The following is a 26,333-nucleotide window of genomic DNA, read 5'->3' as shown; positions in this document are numbered from 1 at the left end:
TCCACTACACCCGAAGTGATTCGAGACGCACTGGCGACGGTTTCTACCACACAAGTCCGGCAGTGGTGCCAGCAGCACCTGGGGCCGTCGCTCCAGGCCCAACGCCAACAGGCCTTCCGCCAGCTCACGCTAGCGGAAGAAAAGCAGGTCCACTTTCAACAGGCAGCGTGAGGCGTCTTTGCACCAGGCCAGCGCTGGGCCCCTAAAAATAATCCCAGCTCGAGGGGCATGTTGAACCGTGGTAAACCACTTTCCTCGTCCGGTTCTGTTCGAGAGATGTCATGTATCGCCAGTCGACTGTCCGCGATAATTTGTTCAATTTTCTGAATACGAATTTGGCCTGAATCTTCGATTTCTAGTGCTGATCGGGCGAAGTAACCGCAATCATGGACCGTGAAGACAAGGGCATGGAAAATTGGCTGGTACTCTCGATCAAAAGGACAGTTGATAAAAACACTTTCGTCGTACGAGGCCATCAGTTCTTCAGGTCCTGCTCGGGTAAATTCTCCCACTCGATGTTTCCGTCGCGTTCATGAATGACAAGCTCTACATGCTGTCGCTTGCCAATCGACCGTGCAAATTCGAGAGCCTCTCGTTTGCTGGGGAAATTTTCGACAAGTCGGCGTGCACCTAATTTTTTCACTTCCCACCCACCGCCTGGATTGGGGACAACATGGATTGCTCGTACCGCGGCTCTAATCTCTCGAAGTGGAATCTTGCCCGTCGCGGTTGGTGCTTTTAGCGTTCGTTTCTTTGTTTGCATACAGACTCGCCTCTCTTCTATGCTACGCGGCCTCCTGTGTTTATGGAAACTTTGGCGTTGTTCCTCCCATTAATGTTCCGATCTCCTGCGCCGCGAACCGTAATCCAACATAGAACGTGCCGAACAAGCCGTAGATCGCACTCGCTTCATCAAAGCGCATTTCATAGACCAATTTTTTGAACACCAGTGGATCGTCCGTGAAAAGATCGACGCCCCATTCCCAATCGTCAAAGCCAATCGAGCCGGAGATAACCTGCGTGACTTGCCCGGCGTATTTGCGACCGATCATGCCATGATCACGCATCATCAGGTGGCGGTCGGTGATTGAGGCACTGTACCAATTCTTGATCTCGCCACGTTTCTTATCCATTGGATAGAAGCAGACATAACGACGTGGCGGAATTTCAGACCACAGGCGTGCACTCATCGCTTGTCGTTGTCGCGCCAAATCTGCATCAACTGCTTGTTGCCATTCTGCTGTTCCAGGCTGAATACCTTTCTCTTGTAGTGAGGTGTACAACCGCGTGCTGCCTTCATACAGGCCCATTTCGACGACTGACAAATATGACGTCGTCGGTTCGAGGAATTCGTTGAAGCGGAGTGTTGCAAGTTGTAACTCGGCTTCGTTCAGCTCATCAAACGTCTTGCGAAAATGTAACAGGAGGAGATCGCCTTTGTGACCGAGCATGGAGAACAGCGCACTCTGTCCATCTTTGCGTTGCTCCATTACTGCGAAGGTGGCGCAGGCTTCTTCGATGATGGACTTTTGTTCTGTGGCTGGCAGTGCGCGCCAGGCAGTCCAGCGGATACGAAACATTTGGTGAAGCATGCTCCAGCCTTCGAGAGTGAGTGGGACAGGAGGCATGGTCGCTGTGTCGGGCGTTTCGGATTGAGCCATTCCGTGTTCGTGTTTCATAGAGTGTATCCTTAAATCGCGAGCTTAAGAGCGGTCATCAATTCCCTCAAATTACCACAGGCTAAGACGATGTCACAGGCTGGCTCATACAATTTCATTACGCTGTCACCGGTGTTCCAGCGTGCGACTGGCTCAGGATTGAGCCACACGAGTTTCTTGCCAGCATCACGCATGCGGATAAGCAAGTCTGGACGCGGCGGGCGGCGATTGTTACGTGCATCACCAAGAATCAACACGAGTGTCTGTCGGGTCAGCAATTGTTCACCATCATATTGCCAAAACTGTTGTAAGACTTTGCCGAAGTCAGAGCGCGCATAAAGGTCAAGTTCTGTATGCGGAATCACATGACCATTCTCGAAGGAGACTTCGCAGAGGCGGTCAACATAAGCGAACGAGCGAACGCGACGAAAATACGAAGCGGCTGGGGCAATGAGCGCAAGCAGAAAGTCGGTTACTGTCGCGACCGAACCGGATAAATCACAGAGGACAAGAAGATCTGGCTTGCCTGGTTTACGTCCGCGCAATAGCAGTTCAATCGGCACGCCACCATGACTCATCGAGGTGCGAATAGTACGACGAAAATCGAGCCGTCCATGTTTGCGTGGTTTGTAACGCCGACTCAGCCGCGCACGAAATTGACGGGCGAGTGTTTCGACGAGGTCTTTGGTTTCTTCGACATCACGAGCGTCGAAGAGGTGGAAGGGTTTTTCGAGAAGCGCTTTGCGCTTAGGGGCTAGGGGCTGGGGGCTGGGGGCTGGAGTTCGGAGTTCAGGAGCTGGGGGCTGGGAGTCGGGGGCCAGGGGGCGGAGTTCGGGGTTCGGAGTTGCAGGCTTATTGTCTGTTTTTTGATCTTCATTGTTTGTGGGTTGCTGTTCAGACGGTTTAGAGACTTGACTCTTTGCCTTGCGTGACTCCTCTGGTGGCTCGTCTTGCGGACGACCAGGGTTACCTTGTGTCTTTATGTTTTGTCGCTCACCTTCTCCTGAGCTTGTTTGCAGTTTGCCTTTTCGTCGTCCTTTAGGGCCAGCAAAGAAACGCGCGAAGATTTCGTCAAAGATGAAGCGATCGTCTTCCTCTTTCACCAAGCACGCGGCTAATGCTTCACGCAGAAGATCTTGCTCAACACCAACTGCACCAACCGCTTCCATTGCGTCCATACTTTCAGCGATGGAAATGCGAAGCCCTGCGGCGCGGAGTTCAGTAATGAAATGCAGGACTAACTCGGGAAAAGGGGTCGGGGGCCGGAGGCCGGGAGCCAGTCTGTTCTCTTCTTTCTTATCGACGTACCACGACTCTTTCATTCCAAGTTTTGCTGGTTACGTTGACTTGCGTAGCCTGCGATTTGAGCGAATACATTTTACGAGTGGATGATCAACAAACTTCCGCACTTCCCGATTTGATGCTTTCACCGCGATTGCTCCAGCCGCTTTGAGAAGAACAGGAGAAACATCAACGCTATTTGCCAAGAGCTGGTAAAGTTGGGTGAGCGTCTCGGCCCGGTCAGAGGAGGCACTGGAGTCGATCCCGACAGGTATAGATTTCCCATCAGGGCGACGCTGAAACGTGACTTGCCGTTCTGGCATTCTCGCTTCGACGATCAGTTCTCGTTTCTCTTTGCTTTCTGCAGAGACCCAGGCAAGAAGGTCAGGGTCCTCAATGGTTGGCTTATAGGTTGCCTCGGGAGAAGCTGTGACAGTCTTGCTTGCCATGACTCTTTTAGTACCCTCGTGCACGGGCAAAGTCGATAGCGCGTAGTACGTTCAAGAAACCGAACCCATACCGGTGATCCTGCCCGGACTCCCCTAATTCTTCTACCGCGCCACAGATCAGATCTTTAATCAGAAACGTTCGATGAGCACCGGTTTCTTTGGCTTTGATGCTAGTGGCGCTGAGAAGGAGGGCGATAGCTCCTGCGACATGAGGTGTGGCCATCGAGGTGCCATTAAAAGCTTTCCACTCTCTTCCTGGGACACTCGAATAGATCGCCACACCAGGAGCCGATAAGTCAGGTTTCGAATACACTAACGGCAAGAATTTCGGATCAATGAAATCGCTCTCACGAATAACTTGTGTTCGCCCGCCAGAGAAGCCTGCTACCCGCAAGCGGTGATCGGTAGCGCCAACACTCAAGGCAAAGATGTCATTGCTAGGAGAGCCAGTTGTCTGTTGCCCTTCGTTGCCGATCGCCGCGACCACGGGAATACCAGCCTCCATGCAGGAGAGGATGGCTTCGGTGTAGGTTGGTGGTGTTTCGGCATCCATTTCCAAGCCCCCTAGCGACATGCTGATGACATCAACTCGGGTTTCCACCGCCCAGTCGATCCCTGCTAATACCTGCGCATCCGTTCCGCCTTCTTCACCGTTGAGGACGAGGGCCGCAGCTAACTTCGCCTCCGGTGCTACACCGATAAGTCGACCTGACGCGTTGCCGCCCACCAGCGTCCCAGCGCAGTGGGTACCGTGAGCGTCGCTGTCATGCGGTTTCGTACTCTTGAGCTTGTTGCCAAGTGAATCAAACTCCGCCCAGTGGGCAACTTTCTTTTGCAGATCAGGATGAGTCGCATCTACGCCAGTATCTAACAAACCAATCGTGATCCCTTTTCCACGAGCGTCATGAACACCCCAGGTCGCAAGCGCCTTGATCTGTTCCAGCCCCCATGTAGAAGAAAGGCTGTCTTCGCTTTCGACTGCCAGTTGCTTGACCTCCATCATGGTCGGAACCGTGAGCTGGCGATTACGATTGATAGATTTGATGCGATCAACGGCATTAGGCAATTTATGCAACTCGTCGCGATCCAAACGCAGTGGCATGGCACGCGAGGTCCAAAAGGAACCAGGTTGTGGCTTTTCCTTGGCGCTCTTCCGTGCCGGTTGCACCATACGAGCAAGCGCCGTATTGACGAGCCCGCTCCTGAGCAGTGGGGCCATAGGAGCCCGTGCTAACCGTTGGATTTGCGCAAGCCCTAAGGTTTCTTGTGTGGCTTTACCCAACAAGGCACGGGTACTCGCGGTTTCCTGTCTGACCTGTTTCGAGATCGTTTTGTCATACGGTCCGGGTAAGAGGTCACGTGGAGTGAGTGACAATCGCCGTCGTGACAAAGCTTCCCCAGCCGCCCGCGCTAACTGACGTGAGGTGTCACGCTCGGATTCCATCTGCACGATGACATCGACGTGTTTGTCAGTGGTCTCGTCAAGAATTTTTTCTACTTGACGTTGTAAGAGTTTCGGGTCCACGGTTAGCGTCTCCTTTGCTTACGTGTTAGTGCCTTTGGTTCGCTTTCTTGTGGGTCTCGCCAGAATGCTTCCTCGAAGATTTGCCGATAGTCAGGCTGATCTGATTGCACCATCGCTCTCAGATCGTCGATGCGCGCTTCATTACCATAGGCGATGTCACGAAGACAATGCGCAATGCGTAAGGCTGGCGATTCGACCTCGCGCGTGAGTTGCACCAAGGTCGCAAAGGGACTCTGTTCTCTCTCGTTGTGTGACTCGACCATCCATAACCAGACGTCAAACAGCAACTGGGTTGCAGCATGTAAACAATCGACATCGGTTGCACGGTGTTGCTCGAAGGCTTCCCGTGTACGCTGCCAAACCTGTGGATTGGTTAAGGTAATGCGTGCAGGTACCTGCGGGAGCCCGCGTAACCGGAGTGCTTCCCACCAGTGCGAACGCGGGGTGAGTCCTAAAAGATCACACAACACATCAAGAGTAGGGGAGTAAAGGCTTGTGTCTCTAAGAAACCTTTGCCAGAAGGTCCCTCCAGCCCGAGCTAGATCCAGATCCCGAACCAGATCCAGAGCCAGATCCAGAGCCCGAGCCCGATCCCGATCCAGAACCCGAACCCGAACCAGAGCCCGAACCCGAACCAGAGCCCGAACCCGAACCAGAGCCCGAACCCGATCCAGATCCAGATCCAGAACCAGAGCCAGAGCCAGATCCCGAACCCGAACCAGATCCCGAACCCGAACCAGATCCCGAACCCGATCCAGATCCCGAACCCGATCCAGATCCAGAGCCCGAGCCAGATCCCAAGCCTGAACCAGGAATCTTGCCTCTTCTTCTTGACCTTTATCGATAGGGGAACTGCAGAGGAGGAATGTCGAGAGGTGCAGTAAGAATGGGCCGGTTCCAAGAAAGCAGTTGAGAAACTGGGCAAAAGACGGACACGGAGCGTCTGCTCTAACCGTTGAGCTCAGGGCTGCAAGAACCAGCGCGACAAAATTTGTATAGCTTGACTCCAGGCAAAACCAGTTCTGCACTGTGCGGAACAACTCCTGTTCCGCGGTTGACAAAAGAAGCTGAGCCGGACGGTTGTGAGAAAGTAAACAGGTGGCATAAACCTGGCCGCTCCGTTTGCTGATGTCGTAAAGGAAAGGTGTAACTTGCTTTACCTCCTCATCGTTCCACCCTAAAGAAACCAGGGTAAGAGCTAATGCTATTCGGAGCTGTTCGGCGCGTGATCCCCGAGCAATTTTCTCGGCAGACTTGCCAATCTGGGCACGATTCTCTGGTTCTTTTTCCTGCCAGGTCCGTAAGATGTGCAGTGGTTTGCGTAAAGATTCAACCTCATTTGCATTGGCAGCCGCTCTCAGCAAGCTTTCAATAACCTGCTCCAGCATCTCCTCAGCCGCGTCGACGCTATCGAGCAGGCATCCGCCAGCAACGACGGCACATTCCATATAATAGTCGTGATTCTGTTGCGCGATGATTCGCGCTAGAGAGCCGTGATTGTGCTTCGGGATGATTCTCTCCAAGAGGTATTTTTGCGATTCGATCTGTTCGAGTGAACCGACGAGCAACCGAATGACCTCATGCCAGCGACTATCACCATAGCGATGATCCTTTTGAACGGCTTGCCAAATGACATCCATGCCACCAGCTTCCCCACTTTTCCGTAGATAGGTTGCTGCCAGATATTCCTGGAACGTCAAATGGACGAAACTGTACAACTCATCGCCAGCTTCAATGAGCAAGCCTGCACGTTCTTTGACGAAACGGAGAAATTCTTCTGCCAGTGTAGATGGATCGTCACGAACAGGATTTTCGTTCTGCCTGATGTACTACGCTAAGAAAGTACGAATGCTGTCATATGGGACGACGGAGCGCTTCCCTTGTCCCTCCGCTTCGAACAGGCAGTGCATCCAGTAGGCGATAGCTTCCATGCGAGCACGATTGCGGCGCTCAACTTTATTACGACTGCGCGGTTGTTCGCTGTGAAATTTCCACGCATGCCAGGTGTTCAAGAGGGTCTCGGTGCATTTCTGATACAGCACCACACGTTCATCAGGGAGCACGGCATCAATACGATGGACGAGGCAGATGATGGTCAGAAGCAACGGATTTTCCGCGAGCTCGCAGATGGCGCGACTTTCTGCATCGTTCACGATACGAATCAAGTCGTTGGTGTGGCGCTCACGTTCAGTTTTGTTTTCAATGCGCGCGCCATACCAGTTGCCAACGAAGTTGCTGATGTCGTCTACACTCAGACGAGCGATACGATGGTGAGAGAACCCGAGATTGTCATAGCGGACGTCTTTATCGTAGCCGACAATGCGTGACGTCAAGATCGCGGTATTCCCAGGATATTCAGACAACAACGCCTCAATTCGTTCACGAACTGTTTGCTTAAAGTTGGAGCTAGGAAGTTCATCTAAGCCGTCGAAAAACAGCAGGGCCTGTCCGGCGGCAAGATGGTAGGGGAGAAACTCTTGATCTGCGGTTTCTAGATCGAATTCACTCTTCGTGAGTTCGAAGATGTAGTCGAAAAGACTCAACGTCGGTCGGGATTTCAGTTCATCGGCATAGCGTCGTAGCGTTACTAAGATTGGCAGTCGCTCATCTGGTTGCGCACCATAGCGTTCTATGAGCTGTTGTTGCTGTCCGGCCAAGGCGAGAAACCGTAGGAGGGTAGATTTTCCCGAGCCAGGGTCACCAAGAATGACCTGTCGAGACCCCGGAGTGAGAAGCGAAAGGGGATTGGTCCGTGTTGTCTGAGCATCGGTTTCAACTGCGCCTTCAGGGACGACACAAAGAGGAATGTAAATCTTCTCCATGTCGACACTGGATGATGCCTCCTCTTTATAGACGGACATGCCTACGAAGTTAATTTTGCCGTGAAGCTTAGCGAACTCCTGATTATAGCGGTTCCGATGGGTCTCAATGCTTTGCCGCCGTTCGCGCCCATTGGGAAGGAATGCTGGATAGTAGCGCAGACCAAGCGGAGGAATAGCAACGATCTTTTCTTTAAGTGCGGCAGCGTTCCATATTTCTCTAGTACAATTTTACGGAAGCGCTTTCTGGACAGCGTCAACGAACTGTGTAAATCCTTTGGCGAGAGAAGGAGTTGTGCTCGGTACGATTATCACAAGCTGAGATAGTTGCTTCCCTTCGTTTGTTATCGCGTGCATTCGCCTGATTGCTTCCTGCACGAAAGTAGGAGCGGGGTAGCTCTGATATTGCCACGAAGGATATTGCAAGAGGTATAACGTCTGCCCGACGAGCCAGAAGCTTTGCTCAATAACAAGAACCTGTTGTCGCTGGGAAAGCGAATAAGGTTCCTCAGCGCGTAAGAGTTGCATAACCAGATGATCGAACTCTCGATCTCCAGCTTCGGTTTTGGGTAGCAATTCACTGAGTGGGTGAAATGGGACTTCTTATTTTGCCATACCTCCTCCCGTTCGTGACGATAGCATTCACGAATAGGAGGAGACAAGTAAATAAAACAAACTGATAATTTGGCGTGGCTTACAGCGGTTTGTGGCATGATCTGCCGGAAACGCTTCGCTTATTCCGGCCTACTTTCTCTCCTAAGGGGAGTTGGGAATTGGGACTTAGGATCTGGTTGAGGAAAGGTGGGTGATAGATCGATCCTGCATAAATTTTCTTTTTTTCCAACTCCTAAATGTCAGGTCTCATAACATCGCGCACTAAGAATTCGTCGAATTTCTTGGATTTTTGCACAAAAATGAGTACGCGATGTCATGAGACTCGACACCTAAATCCCAGAGCCCAGATCCCAAAGCCCAGAGCCTAAATCCTTGGCTTCCTCTTCTCCCGATACACTTCCATCGACTCACTAAACTCACTGGTTTCTAACGAAGCCGTACGTCCATGATCGATGCCAGCTACCAGGTCTTGGAGATCCATCGTCCATGATTGGGCGAGGAGATGTTTGACTGCTGCAGCAGCTTTCCAGCCGACTTGTAAGCAGCGTTCGGCGAGCTTTTGCGTTTCTTCGGCCAGACGGCCAGGTTCGACCACTTTGGTTAACAATCCCCATTGTTCGGCTTTTGCCGCATCGAAACGTTCGCCAAGAATAATAATCTCTTTGGCTTTGGCGAGACCGATGAGTTGCGGCAGGCGATAGGTTGCCGTGGCGTCGGCAGGAGAACCGTACAACACTTGTGGTGAGGAGAAGAAGGCGGTGCCTGCAGCGATACGGAAATCGCACGTGAGGATGAGTTCAAATCCGGCACCGAGACACGGACCATGAATCGAGGCGATAGTGAGTTGATCGAGGCTGTCAAGAATCTGGAGCGCCCGCTCCCACGGCGCCCAGGTCGCGCGAATTGCCTCGGTTGTTGTGGGGCGCATGGATGCCGCACGCAAGTCCATCCCCGAACAAAACGCTCGTCCTTCACCTTTGAGGATGACCACGCGCAGACTCGTATCGGCCTGAATTGCCTTACACGCTTCCTCTAAGTCAGTGATCAGTCGATCGTTCACTGCATTTAATGAGGCTGGACGATCAAGGATTAGATACCCAACGGGTCCTTCGGTTTCCAGGCGAATTGTGTCCCATTCCATCAGCGTCTCCTACAGGGGGAGTAATCAGTTCAGCATAAAACGCAAAGCGTGAAACGTAACAACCGTTCCTTCCCCTTTACGCATTACGTATTACGTTTTACTCTCTACATTCAATCCCCAACCCCGAAGGATATTCATGGCAATCACGCTGACACAATTACTTGACAAAATGTTTGCTGGCGACGAAGTGGCGCTGGCACGCTTGATGACTCTGGTTGAACGTGAAGGAAAAGAAGTTGGCCCCATTTTAGAAGCGATTTCTCCGCGCCTTGGGAAGGCGTTTACCATTGGGATTACTGGCCCTCCGGGTGCTGGCAAATCGAGTGTCGTCGATCGTCTGGCTGCCCTCATGCGCAAAGCAGGGAAGACCGTCGGAGTTGTCGCGATCGATCCGTCGAGTCCATTTACTGGCGGCGCTCTCCTCGGTGATCGTATCCGCATGACGCAGCACTATCTCGATAAAGGTGTCTTCATCCGCAGTATGGCGACACGTGGGAGTCATGGTGGTCTTTCGCGCGCGACCAAAGATGTGACGAAACTTCTGGATGCATTTGGTCGTGACTATGTCTTGATCGAAACTGTCGGTGTTGGCCAAACCGAACTCGATGTTATGGGTGCAACGGATACCGTGCTGGTGACTGTGGTTCCTGAAGCTGGTGATGGCGTGCAGGTGATGAAAGCGGGCCTCATGGAAATCGCTGACATCTTTGTCGTCAATAAAGCTGATCGCGACGGTGCGAATCGCATGCAGACTGAATTGACCCTGATGCTCGATCTCAAATACAGTAATTTGCCACATCCAGAACCTGGCCAACTCTTTTGGCGGATTCCCGTGCTGCAGGCTCAGGCACTCAATAATGTCGGTATGGACGAATTGTTCGAGGCGCTTGGCAAGCATCATCAGTATTTGACTGAGAGTGGCGAGTTGCAACGTCGTCGCAAAGCTCGTCGCCGCGAAGAGTTGCTCTCGCGTGTTGAGTACGAGGTACGCCGTCGCCTGACCACCAAAGCAAAAACCGATGCAGACTTCGCGCATTTTCTGGACGAGGTCAGTGAGGGAAAGGTCGATCCTCATGCAGCGTCAGTGAAGATTCTGGAAGGAGCGGTGTTGCGGGAGGCATAACACGTGGTGCGTGAAACGTATTGCGTATTGCGTGTTGCGTGTTGCGAGAACTAAGGGATGATAGTCCACGTAACACGTAACACGCGTTGCATGAAAAGAGACGGCAAAGTGTAGTTGTTTCAGTAACAGGAGGACAGTCCATGAGAGCCGCAGTACTCTACGAACTCAAAACTCCGTTGAAGGTTGAAGATGTCGATCTCGATAACCCGAAGGCTGGGGAAGTGCGGGTAAAGATTGTCGCCAATGGCGTATGCCACAGCTATTATTCGGTGATTCACGGTGTGTTACGCTCACCCTTGCCTGTGGTGCCTGGGCATGAAGGGGCGGGCATTGTTGAGGAAATCGGTCCAGAAGTGACGATGGTGAAACCTGGCGATCATGTGGTGCTGTCGTTCGCTCCGTACTGTGGCCATTGCTACTACTGTTCCATCGGGAGTCCAGTCCTGTGCGACAACATGCGTTTGACGATGGGGAAGGGAACGCTGCTGGACGGTACGACGCGCTTAAAAAAGAATGGCAAAGCAATTTATCACATGGCTGGTGTATCGTGCTTTGCGCAATATACTGTGGTCGCAGAGACCTCGTGTATCAAAGTTGCTAATGACGTGCCGTTAGATAAAGCCTGTTTAGTCGGATGTGGAGTGATGACTGGCGTGGGAGCCGCGATCAACACGGCGAAAGTTGCCCCTGGAACTAATTGTGTTGTCATTGGTTGCGGTGGTGTTGGCTTGAACGTGATCCAGGGCTGCGCGATTGCTGGAGCATCAACGATTATTGGTGTCGATTTGATGGATAACAAGTTGGAATACGCCAAGCAGTTTGGCGCGACGCATACGATCAATCCGACCAAGCAGGATCTCGTCAAAACCGTGCGTGGCCTGACCGAAGGGCGTGGTGCCGATTATGCGTTTGAAGTGATCGGCTTAGGTAAGACCATCGAACAGGCCTATGCATGTGCACGGCAAGGTGGCACGACAATCGTTGTTGGCGCACCATCTCGTGAAGATACGGTTACGATTCCTGCCTCAAGCTTACTGACGGAAAAAATCATCAGAAGGTCAGTCTATGGCTCGGCTCGACCGCATGTCGATATGCCACGGTTGATTGATCTGTACATGAAAAAGAAATTGAAGATCGACGAACTAGTATCCCGGACTTACTCACTTGATGAAGTGAATACCGCCATGACAGCACTTGAACGTGGTGAAGTCGCGCGCAGTGTGGTTGTCATGTAGACATTAGAAACAAAGGCAACCGCGAATCGGAGAGCTACTATGGGGCTTACTCATGTGACAGTGACACTGAAAAGCACGCAACCTTCAAGGAGAAAATATGAAGCAGACTTTCTCGTTAATACAGGTGCGACCGATTCGCTTGCTCCTGCGAAAGCTTTGAAAAAAATTGGAGTCAAACCGGCTGGAAAAATGGCGCACGAGCTGGCTGATGGCACGATACAAGAATATCAGTTTGGGCTTGTGCAAATAGAGTTCATGGGCGAGATCACTGCTGGACGAGTGCTTTTTGGCCCTGACAACGCAGAGCCGTTACTTGGGGTAACGGCTCTTGAATCGGTTGGCATTATGGTTGCCCCGACCAATCGGACACTGAAGCGGCTACCTGCTATTCCATTGAAATAACGATACCACTCCCTCCCTCCTTTCGTGCTACCCGCGCGGATGAAACTTTTTGTGTACTTCCCGTAACCGCTCGCTGGTCAGGTGTGTGTACACTTGCGTAGTGGCGATGTCGACGTGTCCGAGCATAGCCTGCACGGCCCGCAGGTCCGCGCCGCCTTCAAGCAGATGTGTGGCAAAGGCGTGACGTAAAGCATGTGGGTAGAATTTCCCGCCTTCCGTACTTTGCAGTGCATAGTGCCGCAGTAGCTGCCAAAATGCCTGGCGAGTCATCGGCTTGGCGGACCGCGTCAGAAACAGATAGTTACTCGCGCGTCCCTTGAGTAAGGACGGTCGTGCAGTTTTGAGGTAGCGGTTGATTTTGTCTTTTGCCGTCGACCCGAGCGGAACGAGCCGTTCTTTTCCACCTTTCCCACGAACGCGTAAGAATCCAGCTTCTAAGTTGATATGTTTCACTTCCAGATGAATCAATTCGGAGACGCGTAATCCAGAAGCATACAGTAGCTCCAACATCGCGAGATTGCGAATACCAAGCTCTGAGTCATGTTCCGGTATTTCCAATACGGCCTTCACTTGTTGTTGTGAGGGAACCTGCGGTAATCGACGCCCAATCTTCGGCAATAACAAGTTTGCGGTTGGATTCTTCCCGGTGAGCAGCTCTTCGCGTTCGAGAAATTGATAGAATCGGCGCAACGTCGTTAGCATGCGAGCTTGGCTTCGTGCTGACAGCCCACGGTCGCGTAGCATGGTGAGAAACCCAATGAGGTGCCGAGAACCGGCTGCGCTCAGGTCGTCCATCTCTTGTGTCGCCAGATAGCGACGGAGGTCGGCGAGGTCTCGCCCATAGGCTTCGATCGTATTGATTGCCAAGCCTTTTTCAACAGTGATATAGGCAAGAAAACGATCGATCTGGACGTCAGATGGAGTTGCTGAAGATGCAGTTTGCGCCGTGTCACTCATCGTGTTCCTCCATTGGTACCGAGCAGGCGTTGACGAATACGTTCCGTAATGTGGTCGGGGTGGGAAACTTTTGCCCCATGTCTATCTGTGACATAGAAGATATCGAGGACATGATCGACGTTGGTGGTAATTTTCGCCACGTGTATTTCGAGATCAAGGGCGAACAGGGTGTACGTAATGGTGAAGAGAAACCCCATCCGATCGGGGCCAGTAATATCGATGACTGTATAATCGGGAGAGGTTTCGTTATCGACCGTGACGTCGGTCCCGTAGCGTGACTGTTTGTTATGCAGAAACGATGGCGCGCGGGTGGCGCGCAACAAATCGTCGAGTGTGCGCTTGCCATTGAGCACTTCGGCAAGCCGCGAATAGATATGCGTCCAAGTATCTGCATCCATGACGACCTCTTTGCGATCGGCATGCGAAAGCTGAAAAACGTCCAAAGCGAGGCCTTCTTCACTAGTAGAGATACGTGCCCCAGCAATGTTTAACCCGGCGGAACTCAGTACCCCGGTGAGCATCGCGAAGAGGCCAGGGCGGTCGCGGGTCACAATCGTCAGTTCGCTAAACTCCCGCTCAGGGAAATGCGTGAGTGTTGCGCGATACGGCTCCGGCTCACCACTGCCGTTCTGGCGTAGGAAGCGGTGCACCAGCTCGAAGTGGCGTGGAATCGCTTCTTCGGGCGTTGATAACAGGTAGTTTTCCGGAGCGGCGCTGAGAAATGCCGATACGGCTGTCGGTGACCCCAAGGGCGTAAGGGCGTGGAGAAGTCGCTCTTTGCGCCGTTGTAACCGTGCCTCACGATTCTCCTCGACCGGTTCTCCGGTTTCCAGGACTTCCAGGGTGCGGAGGTAGAGTTCATCGAGTAACTCACCTTTCCACGGGTTCCACACTTTCGGGCCGACGGCTTTCATGTCGGCAAAAGTGAGCAAGTAGAGTTTTTTCAGCAATGCTGGGGTTTCAACGAATCGTGCACAATTCGTGATGACCGCCTCGTCGGAGAGATCCTGGCGCTGAGAAATAGAAGACATACGTAAATGGTGCTGCACCAGAAAATGCCACTCGTGGGTGTCATCAGGAGAGAGGTTCCAGCGAGCCGCAGTGTCTTTGACCATTGCCGCGCCACGTTCATCGTGGTCGTGTCCATATCCTTTACCCACATCGTGATAAAGAATGGCAAGAAACAACAATTCGATTTTATCGACTTCTCTAACGACTTGTGTCAGGAGTGGGTGTGTGGCCTTGTAGGCTCCATCACGCAGCAGTTCGATTTCAGCCACGCCCTGTAGTGAGTGCGCATCGACTGTGTAGACATGATAGAGCTCACGTTGCGTACGCCAGTGTAAGCGGCCCAATTCCGGTAGCAACCAATCAAGGACCCCGAGATCATGCATGATATTGAGTGTCGGTGACACCCGCTGCTTCCAGGCGAGGATGGTGAACAGCGCGGTGCGTAACGGCGGGGATTCACCTAAGGCAACGGGGAGTTTGGGGACCGTATCGCGGATGAGTTGCTGAGAGTCGTTGGCTAGTTGTACGCCATGACGCTGAGCGTCGTGAAATAGGGTCACCAAGTTGACTGGCTCGCGGGATAAAATCTCTGGCTTGGTAATAGAGAGGACATTTTCCGCAATACGGACTCCTTCACGAATCTCTCGGCCTCGCACGCGGCCAAGAAAAGATGACAGCCGTGACGTGGTGACGCACCGATCTTGCATCAGACGGGAGAACGCGGAGATGGTCGTGGCATGGCGATAATACTCATGCATGAAACTCGCGACATCAGTGAACCCGAGTCGTGGGGCAAGCGCTTCTTGTCGTTCGAAGGTCAGCACATCTTGTTCAGTATGTTCGAGTAAATGCAGACTATTGCGTACGTGCCACAAGAAATCACGTGCGGCTTCAACTTCATCCAATTGCGCTGCGGTGACGATCCCTTTGGGGACCAGTTCACGAAGAGTGCGAACCTTGAATTTGACTTTGACCAGCCACCCGGCAGTGTGCAGGTCACGAAGGCCGCCTTTTCCTTCTTTGATGTGAGGTTCCAGCATATAGATCGAATCACCGTGCCGACGATGACGTTCTTGACTTTCCTGGGCCTTCTCTTGGAAGAAACGCTCGGAATTCTTCGCCACAATCTCGCGTTCGGTTGCCGTGGTGAATTCGTGCATGAGCTGTTCGTCACCGCATAAAAACCGGTGGTCGAGGAGGGCGGTTTTGACTTGTAAGTCTCGACTTGCCAACGCGACACATTCGCGCACGTTGCGGACTGCGTGTCCGACGATAAACCCCGCGTCGAGGAGACTATAGTAGAGGGTATCACAAATGGTTTCTACATAGGGGGTAATTTTCCAGTGATAAAGAAAGAGCAGGTCGATGTCAGAATACGGATTCAGTTCTCCACGCCCATACCCGCCTTGGGCAAATACGACACAGCGTTGATGGAGTCGCGGATTGCGACGGGTGTACAGTTGCGTTGCTGCGGCAAAGAGATATTGGATCAGCCGATCGATCAGACGGGTGTGGAGACTGACAAGGGTGGTGCCACTCGCACCAGCAAGCTGCTGTTTTTCTAGTTCGCTGTACACACGAGCGCGATAGTCTTTGCTCAACGCGCGAAGGTTAAATTGCGGGTCAGCTTCAATGTCGAGATCTGCCGGTGGCAACGGTGGCAATGGGATGGCAAACGTTTCCACTGGCGGAGGTGTGTCGGTCTCAATCATAGCTATGTCCCCTCACGGTCCTTGGCATCGAGGGGCAATGGTAGCACGCCACAAGGAGTTGTGCATGGCATGAGCGAGGGAAGAGGAGCCGGACCCACTTTCACTCGTATGGTGAAAACGCATACCCCATCATGCTGGACGAGCAACGCGAGACCCGCAGTCTCGGACGATCTCCCAGCACAAGTAACATGCTTGGCTACTACAAGTTCTTCGCTGACGGGCCATTGCGTAGAAATTCGGCAATACCGCGATACAGCCCTTCCGCCAAGGTTTCCTGATAGGTCGTGGAACCGAGGCGTTGCGCTTCGGTAGCGTGAGAGAGAAACGCGAGTTCTACGAGAATACACGGCATATGTGCGCCGACGAGCACATAGAATGGCCCTTTTTTGACTCCCAAATCGTTAGCGTGAGGAACGGCTGTCCTCGCCTGATTGACAAGCGCTGTTTGCACCGCCTGCGCGAGTGAAATCGATTCTTCTTCTTTGCCGGTTTGGATGAGATCGCTGAGAATGTACGAGAGTGATGCTTCCCGTTGCGGTAGTTGCTGCCGAGCCCGGATCCCATTCTCCAGCTTGGCGAGTCTGATGGTTGCACGATCTTCAGTGTTGTTGAGGTAATACGTTTCTATCCCATGTGTCTCTGCGTTGGGGCTTGCATTCGCATGGATCGAGATGAATAGGTCCGCTTTTGCCGCGTTGGCTCGGGCAGTTCGTTCAGGCAAAGGGATAAAGACGTCGGTTGTGCGTGTGAGCGCGACTTCGGCCCCCAAACGAGCACGTAGTTTCTGCGCAAGCCGCTTGCTGACTGCAAGGACTACGGTCTTTTCTTGGAGTCCGCTCGCACTCTGGGTGCCTGGGTCGGAACCGCCATGCCCGGGATCAATCATAATCCGGTATCGTTTCTGGGCTGGGGACGGTATGGGTTCAGGCTCTTCAACTTTCGTCGGAGGTCGAATCGGGGCTGGAAGGGGTAAGATGATTGCTGCTTGTCGATCTGTTGGAGTTGTCGGAGGTGAAGGCAAAGAGGAGGGGAAGGGCGACGGAGCGGGTTCGGAGTTTTTGGTAGCTGTCTGCGCATTGGGCAGCGGAGTGTCATGACGAGGAGCTGGCAGTGACGGAGGGGGCTCTTTTTCGCGCACCCCGCGTTTCGCTTCGTTGGTAATGACTTGAGGAGATGACTTTTCTGACAAGCGTGTCGATGCAGGAGGCAAAGGAACAGGGGAAGATTGGGTCATTGCGATCTGCCGATCTGATACAACTTTCTGTGATGTCGTGAGGTTTGGAAGACGTGGTGGCAGACCGATAGGGGTGATGCTGTGTTGTTGTTTACGTAATTGAATAACGAGTTGATCTGGAGAGCGAAACCTTGTCGCCCGATAGGTTCCCAATCGTTCGACTTCAAGTGAAACGCGGATAACTGAATCCTCGATTAAACCAGTGCGTACTTCCTTGAGAAGACCATCCTCAACTTTGGCAGTTGTACGAACACCTGGTGCCAGACCGGCAGGAGAAAACCGCACATGCAGGCGAGTCGGAGCCGTTGAGACCGTAGCAGACGGCTCTGCAACCAGCTCATAAGAGATGGGGCCTGAAAGAGAGATCACCACCCGGGTGGCGTCCGCTGAAGAGATGGTACGAATGCCTTGAATGACGGAGGAGCGTGGTGCAGCCGCGGCAAAAGAACTGAGCAGGAGCACGAAGAAAGCGGCGTTGAGAACTTTTTGTGTGAAATGGTAAAGAAACGGAAGAGGAAGGCAGAGAGGAACGGAAGGACAGAAGGGAAGAGGGGAAAGAGTAATTGCATTCATGCCGTTGTTCTTTCCTCCTCCGTCCACCTCATTCACCTCCTGTAATAACCAAGGTTCTGCTTATGTCCCAAACTCCCACGAGGAGAGATATTTCTTCTGCTCAGCAGTGAGACGATCACACTTGAGGCCCATGCTGGAAAGTTTCAGCGTGGCAATGTACTCCTCAACTGACTTGGGTACTTGATGGACGCGAGTATCGAGGGCCTTCTTATTATTGATGACCCAGTTGACCGCGAGTGCTTGCGTAGCAAAGCTCATGTCCATCACTGCTGCGGGATGACCTTCGGCAGCGGCGAGGTTAACGAGGCGGCCTTCGCCGAGAACGTAAACCGTACGGTTGCTGGCGATCCGATACGCATCGACATTGGGACGGACCTCTTTCTCAACGGTTTTTGACATGCTCTTCAGAGCAACGAGGTCGATTTCGACATCGAAGTGGCCTGAGTTACAGAGAATGGCGCCGTCTTTCATCTTGGCAAAATGCTCTTTCCGCAACACCGAGGTGTCTCCGGTCAAAGTAATGAAGACATCTCCTTGTTTTGCGGCTTCACCCATCGGCATAACGCGGAAACCGTCCATCGCTGCTTCGAGCGCGCGGATCGGGTTCACTTCGGTGATAATGATTTGCGCGCCCATACCGCGTGCGCGCATGGCGACACCTTTACCGCACCAGCCATAGCCGGCTACGACAACATTCTTACCAGCAAACAAAATGTTTGTTGCACGTAAAATGCCGTCGACGGTCGATTGTCCGGTGCCGTAGCGATTGTCGAACAGATGCTTGGTATCCGCATCGTTGACCGCGACGACTGGGATTTTCAGCTTCTTATCTTGCTCCATCGCACGAAGGCGAATGACGCCAGTGGTGGTTTCCTCTAAGCTGGCGCGCATGCTACCAGCTTGCTGGGCATACTTTGCCTCAGTGTGTAACAAGTTGACCAGGTCAGCACCATCATCGAGCGTGATGACGGGCTTCGTCGCTAAGACGGCGTGCAGATGGGAATAGTAGGTGTCACGGTCTTCTGCGCGGATGGCAAAGGTGGGAATGCCATCATGTTTTACGAGTGAAGCGGCGGTATCGTCTTGTGTAGACAACGGGTTCGAAGCGCATAACAGGACTTCTGCGCCACCAGCTTTGAGGGTCCGCATCAAGTTCGCAGTTTCGGTAGTGACGTGCAAACACGCCGAGAGGCGGATGCCTTTCAGCGGTTTGGTGCGGGCAAACTGTTCACGAACTGAGCGCAAGACCGGCATATGCTGCTCGGCCCAGTCGATACGCTTTTTGCCAAGCGCGGCTAAGGCAAAATCTTTTACGTCTCCTTTAACGGATGCCATTATGGTGTTTCCCTTTTTCCTTTCTTCAAGTTATGCGCTTTGTACTGCACGTTTGAGTGCGTCGATACGATCAATACGTTCCCAGGTGAATTTGTTGCCGTCAGCTGGTCGCCCAAAGTGGCCATACGAGGCGGTGGGGCGATAGATCGGTTGTTTGAGTCCCAAGGTTTTGATGATTTCTGCCGGGCGCAGATCGAAAACGTCGGTGACCGCTTTGGTGATGCGTTCGTCCGGCATGACGCCAGTGCCAAATGTATCGACGAGCACAGAGACAGGTGCGGCCATACCAATCGCGTAGGCGACTTGCACTTCACAACGTGAAGCAAGCCCTGCGGCGACGACGTTCTTCGCGATATAGCGTGCCATGTAGGCAGCGGAGCGGTCGACTTTGGACGGGTCCTTGCCCGAAAATGCACCGCCACCGTGGCGGCCATAGCCCCCATAGGTATCAACAATAATTTTCCGACCTGTGAGTCCGCAGTCAGCGAACGGACCACCGTGCACGAACCGGCCCGTCGGGTTTACCAAGAAGACAGTCTTGTTATCCATGAATTCTTTGGGCACGACTTTCTTGATGATATCTTCGATGACCGCTTCTTTGATGGTGTTATAGGTTGCATCTGGATGATGCTGGGTCGAAATTAACACCGTGTCGGCCCGGGCAGGTCTCCCATCTTTATAGTGAACGGTGACCTGCGATTTTGCGTCCGGGCGCAGAAATGGCAACTGGCCACTTTTACGCGCCTGGGTCAGTGCTTCAACCAAGCGATGCGCCGTATAAATCGGGAACGGCATGAACTCTTTGGTTTCGTCACAGGCAAAGCCAAACATCATGCCTTGGTCACCGGCGCCTTGCTCCTTGTGGAGGCCTTCACCTTCCGTGACTCCTTGTGAGATGTCGGGGGATTGTTGGCCGATGGCGTTGAGGACCGAGCAGGTGGTGGCGTCAAAGCCGAGTTCTGAACTAGTATAGCCAATGTCCTGAACGACCTCACGGACGACGTCTGCGTAGTTTATGTTGGCGCGAGTGGTAATCTCACCGGCAACAACGACCATTCCGGTTTTGGTAAGGGTTTCGCACGCAACACGGCTCTCGGGATCTTGTGCGAGCAAGGCATCTAAAATCGCGTCGGAAATCTGGTCACACATCTTATCTGGATGACCTTCAGAGACCGACTCTGAGGTGAAAAGAAAATCTTTCGCCGGCATACACTCTCCTTCGTTTGATTCTGCACTGCCCTACAGGAAAGCAGGCGCATGTAATAGAATAGCGATATGAGCGTCAATGGGCAAATGTAAAAACGAGGCTGAAGGTGAGAGGCTTGAGGCTTCAGGCGACAATGGTGTTAATGCGTGTGAATGCGTGGAAAACGGTAAGTCAAAATGCAAAAGTCAAAAGTTTCAGAGGCTTAGTTCTCAGCCCTCAGCCCTTCTCTTCTCAACAAGTCCCAAATCCCTCGCCCCTCGTCCCAAGTTCTCACTCCTCATAAAATCGATTTTCTACGACTCTCGTCAGCGCTGCCAGGGTAGCTTCCGCATCAGCTCCTCGTACCTCGACTTCCAGTACGCTGCCGCATGGAGCGCCGAGTGTCATAAGATCAAGGATACTTCTGCCGTTCACCGTACGATTCTGCCAACTGACAGTGACGTTCGCTTGCAATCCACTAATAGCACGTACAAAGGTGGCAGCCGCACGAGCATGAAGGCCTTGTCTATTGAGAAGCGTAAGCTGAGCAGCTGTACTGGGCTCGTCTGCCATGGAGGTGAAGTTGCTCCTAACGCTGCAAATCGCGATGTCGGAGATGTGTGACATAGCCCCATGTCGCTAAGCGACGCCCGAGTTCTTCGACAATCGCAACGGATCGATGCCGACCGCCGGTACACCCAACGGCTACTGTTAAGTAACTCTTCCCTTCGCGAATATACAGGGGCAAGGTTGATTCGAGCAACGCGCTGACTTGCGTCAGAAAGAGGATGGCTTCTGGGCGCTGCAGAACGTAGGCAGCGACGGCTGCATCAAGGCCGGTCTGCAGACGAAGTTCCTCAACAAAAAACGGATTCGCTAAGAACCGCACGTCGAACATCACATCCGCGTCAACTGGAACGCCATATTTGTAGCCGAAGGATTCGAGTGTCACCACAAGCGCATTAGGGGTACGAGATTGGGTTTGGCGTAATCTTTCGCGCAATTCGTGTACGGTAAAGACTGAGGTATCAATGATCTGCGTTGCCATCTCTCGCAGTCCAGCGAGTAACTCACGTTCAGTGCGGATGCCTTCAGAGACACCACCGCTGCCAGCTGCGGGGTGAGGGCGACGTGTCTCACTAAACCGTCGTAGCAAGACGTCGTCCGCTGCTTCAAGGTAGAGAATTTGGACAAGCTGTCCCCGGTTGCGTAAGTCGGCGAGGACATCCGGGTACGTACGGAGGAAGACACGTTCACGCTGATCAATCCCCAGCGCAACGCGAGTAATCGGCTCTTCGCTATTGGCACAGAGTTCGAGAAAGCGGGGAATGAGCGCGACCGGAAGATTGTCAATACAATAGAACCCCAGATCTTCGAGCACGTGAATAGCCGTGCTCTTGCCTGACCCTGAAAGGCCAGTGACAATAACCACCTGCATCGTTGTCGGTGAGGTGTCTTGGGCAAAAGATTCAGAGTCTGGCGTCTTCTTCACAAATCACCTGATACAAGGTGGCCTGATTGGCGCCCTGCAGCAGGCGCTCACGGAAGGCTTTGTCTTTCAGCAGGCGCGACACCCTGGCTAACGCTCTTAAATGAATACCGGCCGCTTCTTCTGGGGCGACCAGTAGGAAAAAAAGTTTGGTTGGTAACCCATCCAAGGAATGGCAGTCGATACCGTGCGGACTCCGACCAAAAACCGCGACGACGTTCTTTAACCCAGGGAGCTTACCGTGTGGAATGGCAATGCCTTCACCAATCGCGGTGGTGCCCAACCGTTCGCGGTCAAGCAAGACGGAGACGAGCTGTTCCGCACGAATATCGGCACGTTGCGTGGCTAAATGCTGTGCAAGTTCGTGGAGCACTTCAGCTTTGGTAGTGCTCTGCAATTGTGGAATGACTAAATCTTCTGCCAAGATATCAACGACGCGCATGTGGTAGGGGTCCTTTCCCCTCGAAGAAACGCCCTGGTGTCGTCCTTTACGTTCCTTGTTTGCGTTTCGCCGACGGCGGGATATTCATGGCTTCACGATACTTGGCCACCGTGCGACGGGCAATGTCAATGTTATTTTGCACTAATCTTTTGGCGATATCCTCATCACTCAAAGGCCGCGTCGGATCCTCGGCGGTGATCATCTCGCGAATCTGCTCCTTGACACTCTCCGCAGCCACATCTTGTTGTCCATGGTGGCTCTTCAAGCCGGTAGTGAAAAATCGCTTCATCGAGAAGATGCCACGCGGTGTGGCCATATATTTGTTGGCGATGGCACGGCTGACGGTCGACTCGTGGATTCCGACATCTTCGGCAACATCGCGTAACACGAGTGGACGCATTTGCGAGACACCATACGTCAGGAAATCACCTTGTAACTTTACAATACTCTGAGCGACTTGGAGGAGCGTATGTTGCCGTTGTTGGATACTTTTAATCAACCAAGCGGCGGAGCGGAGTTTTTCTTGAATGTAATCTTTGGCGTCGCCACCTTCCGCGAGCAACCGTCGATACGACTGGCTCACTTTTAAGCGCGGCAGCCCTTCTTCATTCAAGGTGACGAAGTACTCTTCGCCCATTTTTCTCACGTCAACATCTGGAGTGACGTAGCGGATTTCTCCTTCACCAAAATTTCGTCCTGGCTTTGGTTCAAGAGAGGTGATCAGCTTGAAGGCCTGTGTGACTTCTTCAACAGTCACTCCCAGGTCTTTGGCGAGTCGATCAAAGCGTCGCCCTTCAAGGACAGTGAGATGATCTTGTACAATCCGTATCGCAAGAGCGATGATTGAAGCGTCGTCTGGATCTTCAAGTGCATGCGCGCGCAATTGCAATAACAGACATTCACGTAAATCACGTGCGGCAACGCCAATGGGATCACACGACTGGATGAGCTGCAGCACGTAAGCGGCGAGTTCAACGTTCACTCCGGCACTGGCTGCAAGTTCTTCAAGAGGAGCCTTGAGATAGCCGTCGACGTTCAAGTTGCCGATAATGACAGAGGCGATCCGTTCCTCTTCAAGACGCAGTTCATGAAAACGCAACTGCTCAGAGAGGTGTTCTGCGAGCGATTCGGCGCGAGTTAATACGTTTTCCAGAATGTTGAGCCGATCGTCATCGTCATCATCACTTCCGGTTGCTGGCAAGGCCGGCATGTCGTTACTGTTGTTGTCCAGGTAGGCTTGCCAGTTGATGTCATCTTGGGGAGTGGGCGTCGGACTATCGACCGTTGCGATCTCAGTTTCAGTTTGCGGGCCGCTGGTGAGCGGCTCTTCGCCCTCGGTGCGTTCTAAGACCGGGTTTTCCGCAAGTTCCTCGTCGATAAGCGTATCAAGCTCTTCGCGTTGAAGTTGGAGGATTTTAATGGCTTGACGCAGCTGTGGCGTCATCACCAGTTTTTGCTGCAGCTTCGTCTGCAGTCGTATATCAAGCGCCATGACGATTTACCCTCGGCTTTGCAGACTAAAGCGTTGTCCTAAGTAGGCTTGTCGAGCCTGTTCATTGGCTGCCAGTTCCTCTGGGGTGCCAGAAAGGAACACGGTACCATCCGTGAGCAGATACGCCCGGTCACAAATCCGTAATGTTTCTTGGGCATTGTGATCGGTGATCAAAATACCAATCCCCCGACTGCGTAATTGAGCGATGATTTCTTGTATGTCATTCACTGATAATGGATCGATGCCGGCAAACGGTTCATCCAGCAGCATAAATGAAGGCGACATCACCAGGGCACGCGTAATCTCCACGCGTCGTCGCTCGCCACCAGACAAAGACTCTGCCCGTTGAGGAGCGAGGTGCGTGATATGCAATTCTCTGAGCAATTGACCAAGACGCATACGACGTTCGGCAGCCGTCAGATCTAACGTTTCGAGCACGGCCATTACGTTCTCCTCGACCGTGAGTTTACGGAAAACCGATGGCTCTTGCGGCAAATAGGTAATGCCTTTCCGCGCTCGCATGTGCATTGGTAAGTTCGTAATGTCTTCACCATTATATCGTACATTTCCCTTATCGGGTCGTAGGATGCCAACAATAATCGAGAACGTTGTTGTCTTGCCCGCACCATTTGGGCCGAGGAGACCAACCACTTCTCCCCCGCGGACTTCGATGGAAACATCGTGCAGCACTGGTCGTTTCCCATAGGACTTACACAGCTGTTCGCCGCACAACACCGCCTTGTTGCTCACCGTACCTTTGCCTCTTTCTTGCTTTTCTCGTCACTTTTGGGATTCAGTTGCATCTCCGGCCTTGTATCCGCTCCGCCCTCCACAGCTACTCTGTTCTCATCAAGGTAGACGGTGACCGTTTCCCCTTTCACAACATTGTCGCCGTCGCGCAAGACCGCATCGCCACTGAGCACGACCGTACGCTTCAGTTCATTGAAGATCGCTTTTTTACACGTCGCGTTCCCGTTCTCTGACGTGATCTCTACATTCCCTTCTGCCACCGCATCTTTGATTCGCTGGCGACCTTTGGTGGTAAGTCCTTTATCAGGAGGAGTTGGGTTGGTGGTACTCGCTTGCTCTTCATAGGTAACGGTGAGGAGTTCACTCTTAATGGTGCCGTTGTCACGTGTTGCAATCACCCCACCGCGATAAACGATACGCTTTTCGTTGTAAAAGAACTCTAACTTCCCAGAACGGATATTGATTGGCCCTTTGCCGGACGAAAGGGAAAAAGCATCGAATGGGGTCTGGCTTTTCGCTGCTTGGTTCCCAGCCTCAACGCTCTTGTCGTCTGCGGCAAATCCAATACGGCCTCCGCTACACACCATTACCAACAGTATGAGCCCAACCCCACGGTTGACCATCATCCTCATTAACTCTCTCTCCTACTTAACGTGGTTTGTACGTCTGCGTCCAAGGTCATGGATTTGTTGACCACGTCAACCGCATATCCTTTGCCGGCAACGTTGACGTCTGGCCCGGTAATCTGTACTGCGGCTTGGGAGGAGATGCGATTCTGTTCACTGTCAAAGATTGCCTCTTGGGTCGTAATAACGAAATCGCCGATCTGCATCTCCAGGTCACCATTCAACTCGACGCGTAATACTTCTTCTTTTTTATCAGCGGTCAAGAGTACACGAGCTTCACGACTGCGCAATGAGAAAGCGTCGCCATCCTTTGGATAAAACGAGAACTGTGGCGTATCAACGATGATCAGATGGTCTTCCATCGAATAGCGCGCTTTACGAGCGACAATTTCCCAGGCCTTTTTTCCATCGGGCCGAACCTTGACGCGTGTAAAATCGTTCATCTCCTGCCCATCTTTATTCACAGGAACAGGGGCAGACTTGGTCAGCTCTTCGATTCTCTTGTCCCCGCTTTGACTATTGATGACCAAACGGTGACCAACTATGGCGAGCAAGACGAAGACTAGTGCTGAAACAATAAACCGTCCCTGACTACGACTCATTACTTTTTTCCACCCGTCTCAAAATACCCTACGCCCTTCATCTTGCGCAATGAAGGTGGCAAGTTTTTTGCCTGTCACCTTTCGTAGACTACCCTTTGTTCCATCAAAGGGAAAGCCGATCAGGAATTTCCTGAGGAAGGAAGGGCAACTACGTGATTTTACGTGCTTGTAATTATCCTGGTCGGCCTTTTAGGTCCGAGCATTTGGCTCGCGAAAAACGAACTCCACTTCCCCGAATTGTACTGTCCAGCCGTCTTTGAGCAAATTCTCAGTTCAGCGTAGTGAGTAATAGAGTATCAAAAGTAACGCAAGACTCACGGCCGTGGAGAACGACAGAGAGAACCTCTTTCGACTGAAAAGTTCGAGAGAAAAATGGTTATATGGAACCTGAGACTTTCACCGGCTGTGTTTCCTCTGACTTTTTCAGTGATCTCCTCAGCGAAATGTGAATGCGCCTAGGTCACAGGTTCCTGACACTCGTGGCGTCCCATCAAGATCGACACTGGGACAGTGTGTTGGATCTCCAGCTCCACGTAATACGGAATGTGGCCTAAGAGAGTGTTTTGAAAAAGGGATTGGTAAGCTTGAGGGATGAATACACTGCCGCGAGTTTATCCAACGGACCTGACCATGACCGAATGGACACAATTGAAGAGCTTCTTTCCCCCGGCCTCTC

General features: G+C 52.5%; 22 protein-coding genes and 1 pseudogene. 4 read left to right on the top strand and 19 right to left on the bottom strand.

Annotated elements, in window-relative coordinates; genetic code table 11:
* Window positions 1–475 precede the first annotated feature (475 nt).
* The 5 genes from FJ147_14800 to FJ147_14780 form a co-directional block, all read right to left on the bottom strand.
* Entirely contained in the window at window positions 476–763 is a 288-nt protein-coding gene (locus tag FJ147_14800) for a DUF2188 domain-containing protein (GenBank protein MBM4257154.1), read from the bottom strand.
* A gap of 40 nt (window positions 764–803) precedes the next feature.
* Window positions 804–1,628, bottom strand: coding sequence for a heme-dependent peroxidase (locus tag FJ147_14795; protein ID MBM4257153.1), 825 nt, complete (start codon window positions 1,626–1,628; stop codon window positions 804–806).
* Between the two features lie 62 nt (window positions 1,629–1,690).
* The gene (locus FJ147_14790; GenBank protein MBM4257152.1) at window positions 1,691–2,980 is read right to left on the bottom strand and encodes a VWA domain-containing protein; all 1,290 of its coding nucleotides are present in this window, start codon (window positions 2,978–2,980) and stop codon (window positions 1,691–1,693) included.
* Between the two features lie 15 nt (window positions 2,981–2,995).
* On the bottom strand, window positions 2,996–3,388 hold the full coding sequence (locus tag FJ147_14785) for a hypothetical protein (protein ID MBM4257151.1): 393 nt from the start codon (window positions 3,386–3,388) through the stop codon (window positions 2,996–2,998).
* Window positions 3,389–3,395: 7 nt separating this feature from the next.
* Window positions 3,396–4,913 carry a hypothetical protein gene (locus FJ147_14780; GenBank protein MBM4257150.1) on the bottom strand — a complete coding sequence of 506 codons (1,518 nt, stop codon included), beginning with the start codon at window positions 4,911–4,913 and terminating at the stop codon, window positions 3,396–3,398.
* Window positions 4,914–5,442: 529 nt separating this feature from the next.
* Here FJ147_14780 and FJ147_14775 point away from each other — a divergent pair.
* Window positions 5,443–5,724: pseudogene (locus tag FJ147_14775) on the top strand (energy transducer TonB).
* A gap of 1,018 nt (window positions 5,725–6,742) precedes the next feature.
* On the opposite strand, the gene FJ147_14770 reads toward FJ147_14775, so the two are convergent.
* The gene (locus FJ147_14770) at window positions 6,743–7,774 is read right to left on the bottom strand and encodes an NACHT domain-containing protein (GenBank protein ID MBM4257149.1); all 1,032 of its coding nucleotides are present in this window, start codon (window positions 7,772–7,774) and stop codon (window positions 6,743–6,745) included.
* Between the two features lie 937 nt (window positions 7,775–8,711).
* Window positions 8,712–9,488 carry an enoyl-CoA hydratase/isomerase family protein gene (locus tag FJ147_14765; GenBank protein MBM4257148.1) on the bottom strand — a complete coding sequence of 259 codons (777 nt, stop codon included), beginning with the start codon at window positions 9,486–9,488 and terminating at the stop codon, window positions 8,712–8,714.
* A gap of 136 nt (window positions 9,489–9,624) precedes the next feature.
* Between FJ147_14765 and meaB the strand changes: the two genes are divergently transcribed.
* From meaB to FJ147_14750, 3 genes are all read left to right on the top strand, one after another.
* A complete protein-coding gene (gene meaB / locus FJ147_14760; protein MBM4257147.1) occupies window positions 9,625–10,611 on the top strand; it encodes a methylmalonyl Co-A mutase-associated GTPase MeaB in 987 nt (328 codons plus the stop codon).
* A gap of 140 nt (window positions 10,612–10,751) precedes the next feature.
* Entirely contained in the window at window positions 10,752–11,846 is a 1,095-nt protein-coding gene (locus FJ147_14755) for a Zn-dependent alcohol dehydrogenase (protein ID MBM4257146.1), read from the top strand.
* Between the two features lie 39 nt (window positions 11,847–11,885).
* Window positions 11,886–12,248 (top strand): clan AA aspartic protease, encoded by a 363-nt coding sequence (locus FJ147_14750; GenBank protein MBM4257145.1) that lies wholly within the window; start codon window positions 11,886–11,888, stop codon window positions 12,246–12,248.
* 27 nt (window positions 12,249–12,275) lie between these two features.
* Here the strand turns inward: FJ147_14750 and xerD are convergent, their stop codons facing one another.
* From xerD to lptC, 12 genes are all read right to left on the bottom strand, one after another.
* Entirely contained in the window at window positions 12,276–13,205 is a 930-nt protein-coding gene (xerD, locus tag FJ147_14745) for a site-specific tyrosine recombinase XerD (protein ID MBM4257144.1), read from the bottom strand.
* Window positions 13,202–15,928, bottom strand: coding sequence for a [protein-PII] uridylyltransferase (glnD, locus tag FJ147_14740; GenBank protein ID MBM4257143.1), 2,727 nt, complete (start codon window positions 15,926–15,928; stop codon window positions 13,202–13,204). Before glnD ends, xerD begins: the two co-directional genes overlap by 4 nt.
* A 199-nt stretch (window positions 15,929–16,127) precedes the next feature.
* Entirely contained in the window at window positions 16,128–17,735 is a 1,608-nt protein-coding gene (locus FJ147_14735) for an N-acetylmuramoyl-L-alanine amidase (GenBank protein ID MBM4257142.1), read from the bottom strand.
* A 60-nt stretch (window positions 17,736–17,795) separates the two neighbouring features.
* Window positions 17,796–19,070 carry an adenosylhomocysteinase gene (locus FJ147_14730; protein MBM4257141.1) on the bottom strand — a complete coding sequence of 425 codons (1,275 nt, stop codon included), beginning with the start codon at window positions 19,068–19,070 and terminating at the stop codon, window positions 17,796–17,798.
* 30 nt (window positions 19,071–19,100) lie between these two features.
* Window positions 19,101–20,279, bottom strand: a complete 1,179-nt coding sequence (locus tag FJ147_14725) for a methionine adenosyltransferase (GenBank protein MBM4257140.1) — start codon at window positions 20,277–20,279, stop codon at window positions 19,101–19,103.
* Window positions 20,280–20,547: 268 nt separating this feature from the next.
* The gene (locus tag FJ147_14720; GenBank protein ID MBM4257139.1) at window positions 20,548–20,883 is read right to left on the bottom strand and encodes an HPr family phosphocarrier protein; all 336 of its coding nucleotides are present in this window, start codon (window positions 20,881–20,883) and stop codon (window positions 20,548–20,550) included.
* Entirely contained in the window at window positions 20,846–21,694 is an 849-nt protein-coding gene (gene rapZ / locus FJ147_14715; GenBank protein MBM4257138.1) for an RNase adapter RapZ, read from the bottom strand. The genes FJ147_14720 and rapZ overlap by 38 nt, the downstream gene beginning before the upstream one ends.
* A gap of 31 nt (window positions 21,695–21,725) precedes the next feature.
* The gene (locus tag FJ147_14710) at window positions 21,726–22,187 is read right to left on the bottom strand and encodes a PTS sugar transporter subunit IIA (GenBank protein MBM4257137.1); all 462 of its coding nucleotides are present in this window, start codon (window positions 22,185–22,187) and stop codon (window positions 21,726–21,728) included.
* A gap of 46 nt (window positions 22,188–22,233) precedes the next feature.
* Window positions 22,234–23,679, bottom strand: coding sequence for an RNA polymerase factor sigma-54 (gene rpoN, locus FJ147_14705; GenBank protein ID MBM4257136.1), 1,446 nt, complete (start codon window positions 23,677–23,679; stop codon window positions 22,234–22,236).
* A 6-nt stretch (window positions 23,680–23,685) separates the two neighbouring features.
* Window positions 23,686–24,429 carry an LPS export ABC transporter ATP-binding protein gene (gene lptB / locus FJ147_14700; protein ID MBM4257135.1) on the bottom strand — a complete coding sequence of 248 codons (744 nt, stop codon included), beginning with the start codon at window positions 24,427–24,429 and terminating at the stop codon, window positions 23,686–23,688.
* Window positions 24,426–25,061: a hypothetical protein gene (locus FJ147_14695; GenBank protein ID MBM4257134.1), complete on the bottom strand. Its 636-nt coding sequence runs from the start codon at window positions 25,059–25,061 to the stop codon at window positions 24,426–24,428. Before FJ147_14695 ends, lptB begins: the two co-directional genes overlap by 4 nt.
* Window positions 25,061–25,657: an LPS export ABC transporter periplasmic protein LptC gene (gene lptC, locus FJ147_14690; protein MBM4257133.1), complete on the bottom strand. Its 597-nt coding sequence runs from the start codon at window positions 25,655–25,657 to the stop codon at window positions 25,061–25,063. The genes FJ147_14695 and lptC overlap by 1 nt, the downstream gene beginning before the upstream one ends.
* Window positions 25,658–26,333 lie beyond the last annotated feature (676 nt).

This window comes from Deltaproteobacteria bacterium (genome assembly GCA_016874775.1).
In the GTDB taxonomy this organism is placed as follows: Bacteria; Desulfobacterota; Binatia; order Bin18; family Bin18; genus VGTJ01.
Note: the sequence above shows the minus strand (reverse complement) of the source record. Positions and strands in the feature narration are given on the sequence as shown.